The organism is Ideonella sp. BN130291 (assembly GCF_036231905.1).
Classification (GTDB): Bacteria; Pseudomonadota; Gammaproteobacteria; order Burkholderiales; family Burkholderiaceae_C; genus CAMLIZ01.
The window spans coordinates 241,572-256,503 of the sequence record NZ_JAZARE010000006.1 but is presented as its reverse complement, the minus strand read 5'-3'; the positions used below and the strand labels follow the sequence as shown (position 1 = coordinate 256,503).

General features: G+C 68.6%; 16 protein-coding genes. 9 read left to right on the top strand and 7 right to left on the bottom strand.

Translation table 11 applies throughout. The features are described from left to right. Nucleotides 1-61: 61 nt before the first annotated feature. A complete protein-coding gene (gene mltA, locus VPH43_RS14930) occupies nt 62-1,255 on the bottom strand; it encodes a murein transglycosylase A (protein ID WP_328578507.1) in 1,194 nt (397 codons plus the stop codon). Here mltA and VPH43_RS14925 point away from each other — a divergent pair. Next, nucleotides 1,254-1,376 (top strand): hypothetical protein, encoded by a 123-nt coding sequence (locus VPH43_RS14925; RefSeq protein WP_328578506.1) that lies wholly within the window; start codon nt 1,254-1,256, stop codon nt 1,374-1,376. The genes mltA and VPH43_RS14925 overlap by 2 nt on opposite strands. A 12-nt stretch (nt 1,377-1,388) precedes the next feature. Here the strand turns inward: VPH43_RS14925 and apaG are convergent, their stop codons facing one another. Beyond that, the gene (gene apaG / locus VPH43_RS14920; protein ID WP_328578505.1) at nt 1,389-1,763 is read right to left on the bottom strand and encodes a Co2+/Mg2+ efflux protein ApaG; all 375 of its coding nucleotides are present in this window, start codon (nt 1,761-1,763) and stop codon (nt 1,389-1,391) included. 90 nt (nt 1,764-1,853) lie between these two features. On the opposite strand from apaG, the gene rpe reads away from it, so the two are divergent. Beyond that, entirely contained in the window at nt 1,854-2,534 is a 681-nt protein-coding gene (gene rpe / locus VPH43_RS14915) for a ribulose-phosphate 3-epimerase (protein WP_328578504.1), read from the top strand. A 100-nt stretch (nt 2,535-2,634) separates the two neighbouring features. Here the strand turns inward: rpe and VPH43_RS14910 are convergent, their stop codons facing one another. The 3 genes from VPH43_RS14910 to VPH43_RS14900 all read right to left on the bottom strand — a co-directional run bounded on the left by VPH43_RS14910 (nt 2,635) and on the right by VPH43_RS14900 (nt 4,755). Beyond that, entirely contained in the window at nt 2,635-3,576 is a 942-nt protein-coding gene (locus VPH43_RS14910) for a porin (protein WP_328578503.1), read from the bottom strand. Nucleotides 3,577-3,797: 221 nt separating this feature from the next. Beyond that, entirely contained in the window at nt 3,798-4,280 is a 483-nt protein-coding gene (locus VPH43_RS14905; protein WP_328578502.1) for an Lrp/AsnC ligand binding domain-containing protein, read from the bottom strand. After that, entirely contained in the window at nt 4,258-4,755 is a 498-nt protein-coding gene (locus VPH43_RS14900) for an Lrp/AsnC ligand binding domain-containing protein (RefSeq protein WP_442909292.1), read from the bottom strand. Before VPH43_RS14900 ends, VPH43_RS14905 begins: the two co-directional genes overlap by 23 nt. 222 nt (nt 4,756-4,977) lie before the next feature. On the opposite strand from VPH43_RS14900, the gene VPH43_RS14895 reads away from it, so the two are divergent. Both VPH43_RS14895 and VPH43_RS14890 read left to right on the top strand, forming a co-directional pair. Beyond that, entirely contained in the window at nt 4,978-6,795 is a 1,818-nt protein-coding gene (locus VPH43_RS14895) for a sensor histidine kinase (protein WP_328578501.1), read from the top strand. After that, nucleotides 6,768-8,117 (top strand): sigma-54-dependent transcriptional regulator, encoded by a 1,350-nt coding sequence (locus VPH43_RS14890; protein ID WP_328578500.1) that lies wholly within the window; start codon nt 6,768-6,770, stop codon nt 8,115-8,117. The genes VPH43_RS14895 and VPH43_RS14890 overlap by 28 nt, the downstream gene beginning before the upstream one ends. A gap of 10 nt (nt 8,118-8,127) precedes the next feature. Here the strand turns inward: VPH43_RS14890 and VPH43_RS14885 are convergent, their stop codons facing one another. After that, nucleotides 8,128-9,027, bottom strand: coding sequence for an amino acid ABC transporter substrate-binding protein (locus tag VPH43_RS14885; protein WP_328578499.1), 900 nt, complete (start codon nt 9,025-9,027; stop codon nt 8,128-8,130). Nucleotides 9,028-9,077: 50 nt separating this feature from the next. Between VPH43_RS14885 and VPH43_RS14880 the strand changes: the two genes are divergently transcribed. After that, nucleotides 9,078-9,749 (top strand): phosphoglycolate phosphatase, encoded by a 672-nt coding sequence (locus VPH43_RS14880; protein WP_328578498.1) that lies wholly within the window; start codon nt 9,078-9,080, stop codon nt 9,747-9,749. Here VPH43_RS14880 and VPH43_RS14875 read toward each other — a convergent pair whose 3' ends face one another. Continuing rightward, nucleotides 9,750-10,367 carry a chalcone isomerase family protein gene (locus VPH43_RS14875; RefSeq protein ID WP_328578497.1) on the bottom strand — a complete coding sequence of 206 codons (618 nt, stop codon included), beginning with the start codon at nt 10,365-10,367 and terminating at the stop codon, nt 9,750-9,752. Nucleotides 10,368-10,723: 356 nt separating this feature from the next. On the opposite strand from VPH43_RS14875, the gene trpE reads away from it, so the two are divergent. From trpE to trpD, 4 genes are all read left to right on the top strand, one after another. Beyond that, nucleotides 10,724-12,199, top strand: a complete 1,476-nt coding sequence (trpE, locus tag VPH43_RS14870) for an anthranilate synthase component I (RefSeq protein ID WP_328578496.1) — start codon at nt 10,724-10,726, stop codon at nt 12,197-12,199. A gap of 2 nt (nt 12,200-12,201) precedes the next feature. Next, the gene (locus VPH43_RS14865) at nt 12,202-12,795 is read left to right on the top strand and encodes an anthranilate synthase component II (RefSeq protein ID WP_328578495.1); all 594 of its coding nucleotides are present in this window, start codon (nt 12,202-12,204) and stop codon (nt 12,793-12,795) included. 79 nt (nt 12,796-12,874) lie between these two features. After that, the gene (gene ltaE, locus VPH43_RS14860; RefSeq protein WP_328578494.1) at nt 12,875-13,879 is read left to right on the top strand and encodes a low-specificity L-threonine aldolase; all 1,005 of its coding nucleotides are present in this window, start codon (nt 12,875-12,877) and stop codon (nt 13,877-13,879) included. 16 nt (nt 13,880-13,895) lie between these two features. After that, nucleotides 13,896-14,930, top strand: a complete 1,035-nt coding sequence (trpD, locus tag VPH43_RS14855; RefSeq protein WP_328578493.1) for an anthranilate phosphoribosyltransferase — start codon at nt 13,896-13,898, stop codon at nt 14,928-14,930. The last annotated feature ends 2 nt before the right edge of the window (nt 14,931-14,932 follow it).

Genomic DNA, 14,932 nt, shown 5'->3' with positions numbered 1-14,932 from the left:
CGAGGCGGCGCCGGGCCGCCTCAAGCTCGGCCCGGGCCCCCGCGGGGGGCGGACGCTGTATTCAGCGGCCGGGGGCCGACATGACCGGCCACAGCGCCCACATGCGCAGCGGCTGTTTCATGCGGCCGGCCTGGTTCTCCGCCTCGTCGCCCCAACCCCAGAAGTAGTCCGCCCGCACCGCGCCCACGATCGCGCTGCCGGTGTCTTGCGCCACCACCAGGCGCTGCAGCGGCGTGGCCGACAGCGGCTCGGTGGTGGCAATCCACACCGGCGTGCCATAGGGAACGCTCTGCGGGTCGACCGCAATCGAGCGCCCCGGTGTGAGCGGCACGCCTTGCGCACCGCGTGGGCCCAGTTGCGGGTCGGGCAGCGGCTCCTCGCGGAAGAACACCACCCGCGGGTTCGCCCACAGCAGTTCGTTCACCCGCCTCGGGTTGCGCCGGGCCCACTCACGGATTGCGGGCCAGGACGCATGGTCCGCACGCAGTTCGCCCTGGTCGATCAGCCAGCGGCCCACCGACTTGTAGGGTTGGTCGTTGTGGCCGGCATACGCCACCCGCACCACCTCCGTGCGTCCGCCGTCGGCAAACCGTAGCCGGCCGGAGCCCTGGATCTGCAGCACCAGCAGGTCCAGTGGATCGTTCAGCCAGGCGATCTCGCGCCCGCGCAGCGCGGCTTGCGCGGCGGGCAGCGAATCCAGCTGCTGGCGTGTCCAGTAGGGCTTGCGCGTGGCCAGGTCGGCGGGCGCGGCATGCAGTGGAATGCGGAAGCTGCCCTGCGGCTTGCGCGCCGCGTCCACCAGCGGCTCGAAGTAGCCGGTGATCAGGCCCTCGGCCTGGCCCTCGGCGCTCTCGATGCGGTAGGGCTGCAGCCGCTGCATCAGCCATTCGCGCAGGAAGCTGTCGTCCGCGGCCGGCGCGTGGCGGGCCTGCTCGCAGAAGGCGACAAAGCCGGGTGCCGGTTTGTCGCAGCTGCGCAGCAGCGCGGTCCAGGTGTCGCGCACGCTGTCGGCGGTCCAGCCGGGCAGCTCGGCGTAGCTGCTGGGCACCCAGCGGCCACGGCCGCGCGCCACGCCTTCAGCGGGCGGCGCCACGGGGGCAGTGGCAGCGCCCGGCTTGCCAGGCAGCCGGTCTTCGATCGGCGGTGGGGTGCGTGGCCCCGGGTCGCTGGCACAAGCGGCCAGCAGGGCGAGTGCGCTGCCTAGAATCAATGCGCCGGCCGCGCCCGCCGGCGCACGGATGGACAACAAGCTCATGTGGCTGATTCTGTTGGAAGCCTTCGGCGCCCTGGCGGTGCTGATCCTCATCGTCTGGTGGACCATGTTCGCCGGCCGGCGCGGGGGCGAGCGCAAGAGCCACCGACCTCCCGAGCCGTGAAGTCGCTGCCGCTCAATGCAGGGCGGCGCGGGCGGCCAGCATGAACTCCGGCACCTGCGCCTCGAAGGGGTGGGCGTCTTCGGTCATGCAGAAGTAAGTGCCGCGCATGGTGCCCTGCGGCGTTTCCAGCCGGGTCCAGCTGGTGTATTCAAAGCTTTCGCCGGGTTTGAGCAGCGGCTGGTGGCCCACCACCGCGAGGCCGCGCACCTCCTCCACCTTGCCTTCACCGTCGGTGATCACCCAGTGCCGGCCGATCAGTTGCGCGGTGACGTCGCCGGTGTTCTGGATGGTGATGGTGTAGGCATAGGCGTGCACGCCCGCCTTCTCGTCGGACTGCTCGGGCAGCGGCTGCACCTGCACGGCGCATGTGAATTCGGGGCGTGGCATGGCGCGCATTCTAGGAAGCGCGAAAGACCCGCCACCTAAAATCGCTTGTTTCCAAGCGTTCGCCCCTTTCGCGCTCCGGCGCCGCCGCCCATGCCCACCTACCGCATCGCTCCCAGCATCCTGTCCGCCGATTTCGCCCGCCTGGGCGAGGAGGTGCGCAACGTCATCGCGGCCGGCGCCGACTGGATCCACTTCGACGTGATGGACAACCACTACGTGCCCAACCTGACCTTCGGGCCGATGGTGTGCGAGGCGCTGCGAAAGCATGCGGTCAAGGCCGACGGCAGCCGCACGCCGATCGACGTGCACCTGATGGTGCAGCCGGTGGATGCGCTGGCGCAGGCGTTTGCCAAGGCCGGCGCCGACCTGGTCAGCTTCCATCCCGATGCATCCACCCACGTGGACCGCACACTGCAGCTGATCAAGGCCGAAGGTTGCAAGGCCGGGCTGGTGTTCAACCCGGCCGCGCCCATCGACGTGCTGGAGTGGGTGATCGACAAGGTGGACCTGGTGCTCATCATGAGCGTCAACCCCGGCTTCGGCGGCCAGAGCTTCATTCCGGCGGCGCTGCGCAAGATCGAGCGTGTGCGCAAGCTGATCGACGCCAGCGGGCGCGACATCCGCCTGGAGGTGGACGGCGGCATCAAGGTGGACAACATCCGCCAGGTGGCCGATGCGGGCGCCGACACCTTCGTGGCCGGCAGCGCCATCTTCAACCAGCCGGACTACGCCAAGGTGATTGCCGCGATGCGGCAGCAGCTGGCCGGCTGAGCGAGCGGGCGCCGCGGCACGCCCACAAAAAAGGGGTGCGCCATGCGCACCCCACAAAGCTCCTGCACCTCCTGGATGCAAGACGGGTCAATCGTCAAGATCAGAAGTTGTGGCGCACGCCGACGGCGAACGAGCTGAAGTCGCCGTAGATCGTGCCGTTGTCGGCCACCTTGGTCCAGAAACCGTAGACCTTGGTGCGCTTGCTCAGCTTGTGATTGAAGCCTAGCGTGTACTGGTTGGCCGAGCTGTCGCCGGCCACGCCGCTGTAGTCGCCGGCACGGCCCACGTTGAGGTGCAGCTCGTTGTTGCCGAAGGCGTACATGCCGGCCAGGCGCACGGTGGTGCGCTTGCCGGCGGCATAGGCGTTCTCGTCGCGTTGCACGTAACCGCCCAAGGTGAAGGCGCCCAGCTCGTACAGCGCGCGCACGGCGAACTGGTTGGCGTCGCCGTTCTTCTCGTAGCCGGCGCCCAGGTGCAGCGGGCCGCCGTCCCAGTTGGCGGCCAGGTCGTAGCTTCGCTCGCCCGCACCCTCACCGGCGCTCACGCCCGCTTCCGCGACAAAGCCGCCCAGCGTCGGCGTGCGGTACGACACCTTGTTGGTGTTGCGGCCCACATAGGCATAGAACGCATCCGACGAGGTGCCGGTGTCGTGGTTGTGCATGCTCACGTAGTCGGCCGTGGCGTAGTACGCCTCGCTCGTGAAGTTGCCCAGGCGCACGGTGCCCAGCTGCTTGGTGCCGAGATTCACTTCGCTCTGGCGAGCCCAGAAGTTGGTCTGCGTCTGCGCGCCGGTGTCGGCGCTGAAGCCGTGCTCCAGCTGGAAGCCGGCGAACATGCCGTCGCCCAGGTCCTCCGTGCCCTTGAAGCCGATGCGCGAGGAGTTGTTCTGCAGCACGCTGCGCGACACGTCGCCGACCTTCTGGCGTTCGGCGGTGAGGTTGAGCCGCCCGTAGACGGTGACGCTGGACTGGGCCTGGGCGGGCAGGGTGGCGCAGAAGGCCAGGGCGGCGGCCGCGCAAAGCTTCAACGAAAGTCGCTTCATGGGTGTGTCTCTCTCGTGGTGGTTGTGAAGAATCGCGTGGCGCCCCCGCGCCTCCCTCCGGATGAATCGCGATCCGGAGCGCCACCGCGGCGGCAGTGTTGCGGCAAAGCGCATTCGGGACACTCGGTTTTGGCCGTGCCGCGCGCCTGCCTTGTGCGCTTTGGCGGGCGGCAAAGCGGGAGTTCTTCGCCGCCGCCCGCACTACAAATACGCAGGCGCCGCTACAGCGGGATGCGCGCGGTGTTCTTCACCTCGTCGATCACCGCGTAGGCGCGCACATCCTTCACGCCGGGCAGCGTCCAGACCACCGAGGCCACGAAGTCGCGGTAGCCATGCATGTCGGCCACGCGGGTCTTGATCAGGTAGTCGAAATTGCCGGTGACTTCATGGCACTCCACCACTTCCGTGCAGGCGCGCACCGCGGCCTTCAGCGCATGGCCCACGCCCGGCGGCGAGTCGGCCACGCGCACTTCGGCAAACACCAGCATCCCGCTGCTGAGCTTGGCCGAATTGAGCACGGCCTCGTATCCGAGGATGAAACCTTCACGCTTCAGGCGGGCCACGCGTTCGTGCACGGTGGCCGGGGCCAGGCCCACGCTTTCGGCCAGCCGCGTGGTGCTCATGCGGCCGTCCTCCTGCAGCAGGCGCAGCAACTGCGCGTCGATCGGGTCCACGGGCGCGTCAGAAAACGATGGCGTTGCCATGCTTGACCTGTTCCATCACGGTGTAGGTGCGGGTCTCCCGCACGCCGGGCAGTTCTCGGATCACCGAGGTCACCAGCTCCTGGTAGGCCTGCATGTCGGCCACCCGCACCTTCAGCAGGTAGTCGAAGCTGCCGGCGATGAGGTGGCATTCCAGGATCTCGGGGCGCTGCTGCACGGCGGTGCGAAAGCGCTCCATCACGTCGGCCGAGGTGCGGTCCAGCATCACCTCCACGAACGCGGCCACGCCCATGCCCAGCTTGTCCGGGTTCAGGCGCGCCTGGTAGCCGAGGATGTAGCCATCGCGCTTGAGGCGCTTGACCCGTTCCACCACCGCGGTGGGCGACAGGTGCACCTGCTCGGCGAGCTTCAGGTTGGAGATGCGCCCGTCACGCCGCAGCGCGTGAAGGATGCGGGTGTCGATCTTGTCGGGGCTGCTGCGCGAAACACGTTGTGAGGCGATGAGTTGCATGGTCATGGGTCAGGAGCTGACGGTCCCATACCGCCGGAGGGCTTTTTCATGCAGCCCTTGTGCCAGCAGGCGTTTACCCTGAGCCCGCCGGGCGGACCCTGCTCCGCGGTGTGTGGGGTTCCGCACAAGTGCGGCCAGCCGATGTGTGGATCGCCGCACACGCCAAAGCCTGCATTGACCTTCGCGCGGCTCCTGGCCGAAGATGGCATGCTGGAAGGAAGGACGGTTTTGGATTCCAAGCGCCTGCAGTTGCTCCGCCGCGCCGTGCCGTTGTTGAGCGCGCTGGCGCTGCTGGCCTTGATGGCGCTGGCCGCTGCGCTGGCCTTCGACTGGAGCGAGCGGCGCGAATTCGCCCGCCTGGCCGATGCGGCGGCGCACCAGCTCGACCTGTATGCCGCGGTGCTGGATGTCGAGCTCGGCAAGCAGGCCGACCTGCCGGCGCTGATCGACGCCGACGGCGAGATCGCCACCCTGCTGGCCGCACCGGACGCGGCCGCCCAGCGCGACACGGTCAACCGGCGCCTCACCCGCTTCGTCGCGCGTGCCGGTGCGCTGTCGGCCAGCGTGGTGGACAGCCGCGGCCGCGTGGTCGCGAGCAGCGACTGGTTCCGCCCCGACACCCAGGTGGACCACCTGCTGGCCAACGAACCCTGCGTGGGCGAGGCCCTGGCCGGCGAGGAATCGCGCCGCTTCGCGCCCGACCCGGCCAGCGGCGCGCCCGAAGTGTGTTTCGCCCGGCCGCTCAGCCGCAACGGCGCCACGCTGGGCGCGGTGCTGGTGCGCATCAGCCTGGAGCCGATCGAGGCCACCTGGGTGGACTCCGCTTTCCGGCCCGAAAGCGAAAAGCCATTGGTGGTGGATGCGCAGGGCATGGTGATCATGTCCTCGGTCCCCGCCTGGAAGCTGCAGCCGCTGGCCTCGCTCACCGTGCCGCAGCGTGCGCTCGCACATGGCGGCGAGCTGGTGCGCATGCGCCAGTCCGCCGCCGACGTGCCGGGCCTGCGGGTGGTGCATGAGCGGCCGCTGGCGCGTTTTGGCTGGCGCCTGCTGGTGCTGTCCAGCGCCGGCGACGTATGGCGCGATGCACGCGCGGCGGCCTGGAGTGCAGCGGCGGCTGTGGCTTGCCTCGGTCTGGTGGCAATGGTGCTGTGGCAGCGCCGCCGTGTGGTGGCGCAGAAGCTGGCCGCGCGTGCCGCCCTGCAGCGCGCCAACGAGGAGCTGGAAGCCAAGGTGCGACAGCGCACCGCCGAACTCGAAGCGTCCAATGCCGAGCTGCGCCACGAGGTGCTGGAGCGCCAGCATGCGGAGCAGGTGCTGCGCCAGGCGCAGGAGGAGCTGGTGCAGGCCGGCAAGCTGGCGCTGCTGGGCCAGCTCTCAGCCGGCATCTCGCATGAGCTGGGGCAGCCCCTCACCGCCTTGCGCGCCCTGGCCGAAAACGGCCGCCTGCTGCTGGAGCGTGGGCGGCCGCAGCAGGCTGGGCAGAACTTCGAGTTCATCACCGGCCTGGCCGAGCGCATGGGCCGCATCACGTCGCAGCTGAAGTCCTTTGCGCGCAAGGCGCCCGCCACCAGCCGATCGCTGCCCTTGCGTGAAGCGATTGCCAATGCCCAGCAGCTGCTGGCCACCCGCCTGCGCAGCGAGCGCGTGAGCCTGCAGGTCGACGTGGCCGAGGACCTGGAAGTGGAGTGCGACGGCCACCGGCTGGAGCAGGTGCTGGTGAACCTGATGGCCAATGCGGCCGACGCCATGCGCGCCAGCGAGCAGCGCCGGCTCACCATCACCGCCGCGGCCTCGGGCGAGCGGGTGGTCGTGCGGGTGGCCGACAGCGGCCCGGGCATTCCGCCGGCGCTGAACGAGCGCCTGTTCGAGCCGTTTTTCACCACCAAGCCGCCGGGCGAAGGCCTGGGGCTGGGCCTGGTGATCTCGTCGCATATCGTGCGTGAATTCGGCGGCCAGCTGCGCAGCGTGCCCACGTCGTCGGGTGCCGTGTTCGAGTTCGACGTCGCCAGAGGAGAGCCATGTTTGACGGATTCAAGGTCGCGCTGATCGACGACGACCCGCCGGTGCGCCACAGCCTGGCGCAGACGCTGGAGCTCGCCGGCTTCGAGGTGATGGCCTTCGAGTCGGCCGAGCAGGCCCTGCGCGAGGTGCAGCCGGGCTTCGCTGGCGTGGTGGTCACGGACGTGCGGCTGCCGCAGATGCTGGGCACCGAGCTGCTGCAGCGGGTGCTGCAGCGCGATGCCACCATCCCGGTGATCCTGATCACCGCGCATGGCGACGTGAACATGGCTGTGCAGGCCATGCGCGCCGGCGCCTACGACTTCATTGAAAAGCCGTTCGCGCCCGACCGCCTGGTGGAGGTGACCACACGCGCGATGGAAAAGCGCGTGCTCAGCGCCGAAGTGCAGGCGCTGCGCCGGCAGCTGTCGCTGCAGCGCGGCATCGAGGCCACCCTGCTCGGCCGCTCGGCGGTGATGCAGACGCTGCGAACACAAGTGCAGCAGCTGGCCGCCACCTCGGCCGACGTGATGCTGATCGGCGAAACCGGCACCGGCAAGGAACTGGTGGCGCGCTGCCTGCATGACCACAGCCCACGGCGCGACCGCCACTTCGTGGCCATCAACTGCGGCGGCCTGCCGGAGACCTTGCTGGAAAGCGAGCTGTTCGGCCACGAGATGGGGGCGTTCACCTCGGCCGCCAAGCGCCGCATCGGCAAGATCGAGCATGCCCAGGGCGGCACCCTGCTGCTGGACGAAATCGAAAGCATGCCGCTCACCTTCCAGGTCAAGCTCTTGCGGGTGCTGCAGGAGCGGCGCCTGGAGCGCCTGGGCTCCAACGAGGAGATTGCGGTGGACGTGCGCGTGGTGGCGGCCACCAAGGTGGACCTGCGTGCCCTGAGCGAGCAGCAGAAGTTCCGCAGCGACCTGTACTACCGGCTCAACGTGGCGGTGCTGCGCCTGCCCGCCCTGCGTGAGCGGCGCGAAGACATCCCGCTGCTGTTCGAGCATTTCATGCTGCAGGCCGCCGCCCGCCACGGCCGCGAACCCCTGCCGGTGGACGGCAGCATGTCGCAGCAGCTGATGGCGCACGACTGGCCCGGCAATGTGCGCGAGCTGCGCAACGCCGCCGAACGCTATGTGCTGGGTCTGAGCGGCGAGAACCTGCTCACACCCAGCCCGGCCGCACCGCTGACCCTGCCGCAGCAGATGGACCAGGTGGAGAAGGTGCTGATCGAGCAGGCGCTCAAGCAGCATCGCGGCCGCATGAGCGCGGCCTGCGAAGCGCTGGGCATTGGCCGCAAGACGCTGTACGACAAGCTGGCCCGCCACGGCATCGCGGCCGACGACTACCGCGTCGGCGGCGAATGAAGCGGGTGCTTCAGCGGTAGGTGGCCGGGTCCGGCGAGTCGGTGGGATGCTCCACCACGCGGCGCATCGCGGCGCTCATCGGCAGCGACAGGTTGATGCCGTTGGGCGGGATGGGCGACTCGAACCAGCGGCGGTAGAGCTTGTGGATGTCGCCGCTCTTGAACAGCGCCACGATGGCGTCGTCGGCCAGGCGCTTGAAGGCGCGGTCTTCCTTGCTCAGCATGATGCCGTAGGGCTCCACCGAGAGCGCGTCCTCGGAGATCAGGTAGTCGCCCGGCTGGCGTGACCGCGCCACCGTGGCGGCCAGCAGCACATCGTCCATCGCATAGCCGGCGGCGCGGTCGGTTTCCACCAGGCGAAAGGCATCCGGATCGTCGCGCGCGGCCAGGATGGTCATGGTGAGGCCGCGGCTGGCGTACAGCTCCTGCAGGTGGCGCAGGCTGGTGGTGCCCACGGTGGAGGTGACCACCTTGCCGCGCATGTCCTCCAGCCGCACGATGGGCGCCGTCTTCTTGGAGACCAGCCGGCTCGCCGCCACGTAGGTGGTGACGGTGAACGCCACCTGGCGCTGGCGCTCCACGTTGTTGGTGGTGACCCCGCATTCCAGGTCCACCGTGCCATTGGCCACCAGCGGCACGCGCGTGGCCGAGGTCACCGCCACGTAGCGCCGCTCCAGGTCGGGCAGCTGCAGCCGGGCCTTCACCGCGTCCACGATGCGGTCGCAGATGGCCATCGAGTAGCCCACCGGCCGCTGGGCATCGTCGAGGTAGGAAAACGGCACCGAGGATTCCCGGTAGGCGATGGTGATGACGCCAGCCTCGCGGATCTTGCGCAGGGTGGGGGATTGCTGCGCCTGGGCCAGGCCCAGCGCTGCAACACACCACAGGGCAAGAAGCGGTTTGACGTTCATCGGGGCGCAAGGGAGGGGCGGCCGCGCGGGGACGATAGCATGCGCGGCACATGGAAACTCTGTACTTTGCGGCCGCCGGCCTGCGCGCTGCCATCATCGACCTCGACGGCACGCTGGTCGACACGCTGGGTGATTTCGAGGTGGCGCTCAACCGCATGCTGGCCGACCTGGGCCTGCCCGCGGTGCAAAGGCGATTCATCGAGCAGACGGTGGGCAAGGGCTCGGAGCACCTGATCCAGCAGACGCTCGCGCACGTGGGTGCGGACGCTGGTGTGTTCCAGCAGGCCTGGGCGCGCTACCAGCACCATTACGCGGCAATCAACGGCGAGCACTCCAAGGTGTTTGCCGGCGTGGAGCCAGGCCTGGAGCGCCTGCGCGATGCCGGCCTGCCGCTGGCCTGCCTGACCAACAAGCCGACCGCCTTTGCGCGTGAGCTGCTGCGGCGCAAGGGCCTGGCGCACTTTTTCAGCGTGGTGTTCGGCGGTGATGCCTTCGAGCGCAAGAAGCCGGATCCGCTGCCGCTGCTCAAGACCTGCGAGGCCCTGGGCAGCGTGCCGGCGCAGACGCTGATGGTGGGCGACTCGCGCAACGACGCGGCCGCGGCGCACGCGGCCGGCTGCCCGGTGGTGCTGGTGACCTACGGCTACAACCATGGCGAGCCGGTGCATGACGTGCCGGCCGACGGCCACGTCGATCGGCTCGACGAGCTGCGGCTGGCCTGATCAGGTTTCGGGGCGGCCCGCAGCGCTCTTGCCCAGCAGCGCGTCCTTCAGCTGCGCATCGGCCGGTTGGCGGCCCAGCCAGATGTGCATCAGCGCATTGAAGAATTCCGGCTCCTTCACCGTCTCCATCTGCTGCTTGCCATTCACGGTGACGATGGTGCCGGTGCCGGGCAGGTAGTCCACCGTGAAGTAGTCGCCGGCATTCAGGTGCTTGCGGGTGGCGAAGAACTCACCCATCTTGATGGTGCCGTTGATCGAGCGCGCGAACTCTTCCTTGGTGGCGTTGTCCTGCATGCCGCGGGTGAAGAGCTTGCCCAGTTCGTTGGCGTCGATGTCGCGCAGCATCACGATGTGCATGCGGCGCGGGCCGGGCGCGCCGATCACCGCTTCGGTCGTGGTGGCCTTGTTCTGCAGGTACAGGCCCGCCGCGTAGACCTTGAAGATCGCCTTGTAGCGCACGCCCGCGCCGTTGAGCTGAAGCTTGGCGTTGCCCACCTGGGCGGTGGTTTCGTACTTCACCCCGCCCACCTCCACGGTGCTCTGCGCCTGCGCGAGCCAGGGGCTGGACAAAGCGAGGGCGGTGGCGGTCAGGAGGAGGGTGCGTCGAAAGATGGGCATGGCGATGCGTCTCGGAGTGTGATCCTGTGAGCCCGATTTCGGCATTCTGTTCCCGGGGCTGTAGCGGACGCCGCCAAGCATTTCACGTTTTGTTGCATGTCGGCCGACGCCCGGGCCGCTGCTAAACTGCGCCGCATCATGTTCACAGCGCGCAAACAGACCAAAGGGTCGCACGACCGGGGAGCCTGGCCCTGGCGTCGCTGGCCAGCTTCGGTCTAGTTTGCCGCCGGCGCGGCGCGGGCCTTCCGCCCGCCGCCTGAACGTCGATCGGCTCCAACGGTCGCCCCGCGCGGCCCTTTGTTCACCGCCTGCGCATCGCCCCTCGTCCCGCGATGCCCGGCCTGGAGACCCGACAAGTGATCACTGAACTCGAATTCAAGAGCCTCGCCGCCGAAGGCCACAACCGCATTCCGCTCATCGCCGAAGCGTTTGCCGACCTCGAAACCCCGCTGTCCCTGTACCTCAAGCTGGCCGGCGGCCAGAAATACGGCTTCCTGCTGGAATCGGTGGTGGGTGGCGAACGGTTCGGCCGCTACTCCTTCATCGGGCTGCCCGCCCGCACCCTGCTGCGCACCCATGGTTTCCGCACCGAGGTGGTGACCGACGGCGAGGTGGTGGAAATCCACGAGGGCAACCCGCTGGACTTCGTGGCCGCCTACCAGCAGCGCTTCAAGGTGGCGATTCGGCCGGGCATGCCGCGCTTCTGCGGCGGACTGGCGGGCTACTTCGGCTACGACACCGTGCGCTACATCGAGCCCAAGCTCGCCAAGGCGCAAAAGGCCGGCGGCATCGACACACCCGACATCCTGCTGCTGCAGACGGAAGAGCTGGCGGTGATCGACAACCTGTCGGGCCGGCTCTACCTCATCGTCTACGCCGATCCCTCCCAGCCCGAAGCCTTTTTCAAGGCGAAGAAGCGGCTGTCCGAGCTGACCGACAAGCTGAAGTACAGCGTCACCGCGCCGGCGGTCAAACGCGGCGCCTCGCATGCGGTCGAGCGTGAATTCAGCAAGGACGCGTACATCGCGGCGGTGTTGAAGAGCAAGGAATACATCGCGGCCGGCGACATGATGCAGGTGCAAATCGGCCAGCGCCTGAAGAAGCGCTACACCGAGTCGCCGCTGTCGCTGTACCGCGCGCTGCGCTCGCTCAATCCATCGCCCTACATGTACTTCTACGACATGGGCGACTTCCAGATCGTGGGTGCGTCGCCGGAGATCCTGGTGCGCCAGGAAAACTCAGCCGAAGGCCAGAAGGTCACCATCCGGCCCATCGCCGGCACCAGGCCACGCGGCGCGACGCCGGAGCTCGACAAGCAGATGGAAGCCGAGCTGCTGGCCGACCCCAAGGAGCGCGCCGAGCACCTGATGTTGATCGATCTGGCGCGCAACGACATCGGCCGTATCGCGCAGACCGGCAGCGTGAAGGTGACCGAGGCCTTCGTGGTGGAGCGCTACTCGCACGTGATGCACATCGTGAGCAACGTCGAGGGCCTGCTGAAGGACGGCATGACCAGCCTGGACGTGCTCAAGGCCAGCTTCCCCGCCGGCACCCTGACCGGCGCGCCCAAAATCCGCGCGATGGAGATCATCGACGAGCTGGAGCCGGTCAAGCGTGGCATCTACGGCGGTGCCTGCGGTTACCTCAGCTTTGCCGGCGACATGGACGTGGCCATCGCCATCCGCACCGGCATCGTCAAGGACAACACGCTGTATGTGCAGGCCGCAGCGGGCGTGGTGGCCGATTCGGTGCCCGAGCTGGAGTGGAAAGAGACCGAGGTGAAGGCGCGGGCGCTGCTGCGGGCGGCGGAGCTGGTGGAAGAGGGGTTCTGAAAATGCTGTTGATGATCGACAACTACGACAGCTTCACCTTCAACCTGGTGCAGTACTTCGGCGAGCTGGGCGAGACGGTGCGCGTGGTGCGCAACGACGAGATCACGGTCGAGGGCATCGCGCAGCTGAAGCCGGACCAACTGGTGCTCTCGCCCGGCCCCTGCTCGCCGGCCGAGGCGGGCGTGTGCGTGAGCGCCATCCAGCATTTCGCCGGCAAGCTGCCCATCCTGGGTGTGTGCCTGGGCCACCAGAGCATCGGCGCCGCGCTGGGCGGGCGCATCATCCGCGCGCAGCGCCAGATGCACGGCAAGGTGAGCGAGCTGGCCACCGACGGACAGGGTGTCTACCGCGACCTGCCCACACGCTTCAAGGTCGTGCGCTACCACTCGCTGGCGATCGAACGCGAGACGCTGCCCCAGGAACTGGAGATCACCTCCACCTCGGAAGACGGCGAGATCATGGGCGTGCGCCACCGCGGGCTGGCCGGCACCGCCACGCCGATGGAAGGTGTGCAGTTCCATCCCGAGTCCATCCTCAGCGAGCACGGCCATGCCATGCTGCGCAACTTCCTGCAGATGTCCAAGGGAGCGCACTAGATGACGACCCCCACGCTCACTTCGTTCGCTGCCCCCGAGGGGGTGCGTCAGCGCCTTTGGGCGGCCGGGCGGCACTGACATGAAACCGATCGACCTTCGCAGCGACACCGTCACCCAGCCGACGCCGGCCATGCGCGAGGCCATGATGGCCGCGCCGTTGGGCGACGACGTGTTCGGCGACGACCCCACGGTGAATGCGCTGCAGGAGCGCATCGCCGCCCTGCTGGGCTTCGAAGCGGCGCTGTTCCTGCCCACCGCCACGCAGAGCAATCTGGTGGCGCTGATGAGCCACTGCCAGCGTGGCGACGAGTACATCGTCGGCCAGATGGCCCACTGCTATCGCTGGGAGGCGGGTGGGGCGGCGGTGCTGGGCAGCATCCAGCCGCAGCCGCTGGACCACCTGCCGGACGGCACCCTGGCCCTCGGGGCGATCGAAGCCGCCATCAAGCCCGACGACCCGCACTTCGCGCGCTCCACGCTGCTGTGCCTGGAGAACACCCTGGGCGGCAAGGTGATTGCGCAGGACTACCTGAAGGCGGCCACCGACCTGGTGCGTTCGCGCGGCCTGTCGGCTCATCTCGACGGGGCACGGCTGTTCAATGCCGCCGTGGCATCGGGCGTGGCGCCGCGGGAGATCGCGCGCCATTTCGACAGCACCACCGTGTGTTTTTCCAAGGGCCTGGGCGCGCCGGCTGGCGCGGCGCTGTGCGGCTCGCGCAGCCTCATCGCCGCCGCTCGTCGCTGGCGCAAGATGGTTGGCGGCGGCATGCGCCAGGCCGGCGTGCTGGCCGGCGCTGCGCTGTATGCACTCGACCACCACATCGACCGCCTGGCCGACGACCATGCCAAGGCCCGCACCCTGGCCGAACGCCTGCGCGGCCTTCCCGGCGTGACCGTCGAGCCGCCGCAGACCAACATGGTGTTCGTGGACCTGGCGCCCGAGAAGGCGCAGGGCGTGGTGGAGCGGCTGAAGGCGCGCGGGCTGCTGTGCACCGGCCTGTACCGCATGCGCTTCGTGACCCACCTCGACGTGTCGCACGGCGACATTGCACGCGCAGTGCAGATCCTGCGCGACACCCTCTAGCCGTCCAGGAGCCCGCATGGCCATCACCAACACCGAGGCGCTGACCCGCGTCATCGAGCACCGCGAGATCTTCCACGACGAGATGCTGGCGCTGATGCGCCGCATCATGAGCGGCGAGATGTCGCCGGTGATGATCGCCGCGCTGGCCATGGGCCTGCGGGTGAAGAAGGAAACCATCGGCGAGATCGCCGCGGCAGCCCAGGTGATGCGCGAGTTCGCCACGCCGGTGCATGTGGCGGACAAGACGCACCTGGTGGACGTGTGCGGCACCGGCGGCGACGCGGCGCACACCTTCAACATCTCCACCGCCGCCATGGTGGTGGCCGCCGCGGCCGGCGCGCGTATCGCCAAGCACGGCGGGCGCAGCGTGTCGTCCAGCTCCGGCAGCGCCGACGTGCTGGAAGCCCTGGGCGCCAACATCATGCTCACGCCCGAGCAGGTGGCGCTGTGCCTGGAGGAAACCGGCATCGGCTTCATGTTCGCGCCCAACCACCATGCGTCCATGAAACACGCCGGCCCGGTGCGCAAGGAACTGGGCGTGCGCACCATCTTCAACATCCTGGGCCCGCTCACCAACCCGGCCAGTGCGCCCAACCAGCTGATGGGTGTGTTCCACCCCGACCTGGTCGGCATCCAGGTGCGTGTGTTGCAGCGCCTGCAGGCCGAGCATGTGATGGTGGTCTACGGCATGAATGGCATGGACGAGATCTCGCTGTCCGGCGAGACGCTGATCGGCGAGCTGGTCAACGGCGAGGTCAAGGAGTACACCGTGCACCCCAGCGAGTTCGGCCTGCCGGTGTACGACACCCGGGTGCTGAAGGTCGCGAACAAGGACGAGTCGGTGCAGTGCATCCAGCGCGCCTTCGCCAACGAGGATGGCCCCATCCGCGACATCGTGCTGCTGAACGCCGGCGGGGCGCTGTACTGCGCCGGCGTGGCGGCCAGCATCGCGGAGGGGGTGAAACGCGCGCGCGACGCGGTGGCCTCCGGCAAGGCGCTGGCCAAGCTGAGCCAGTTCGTCGCGGTGACGCAGAAGTTGAAGGCGGCCTGAAC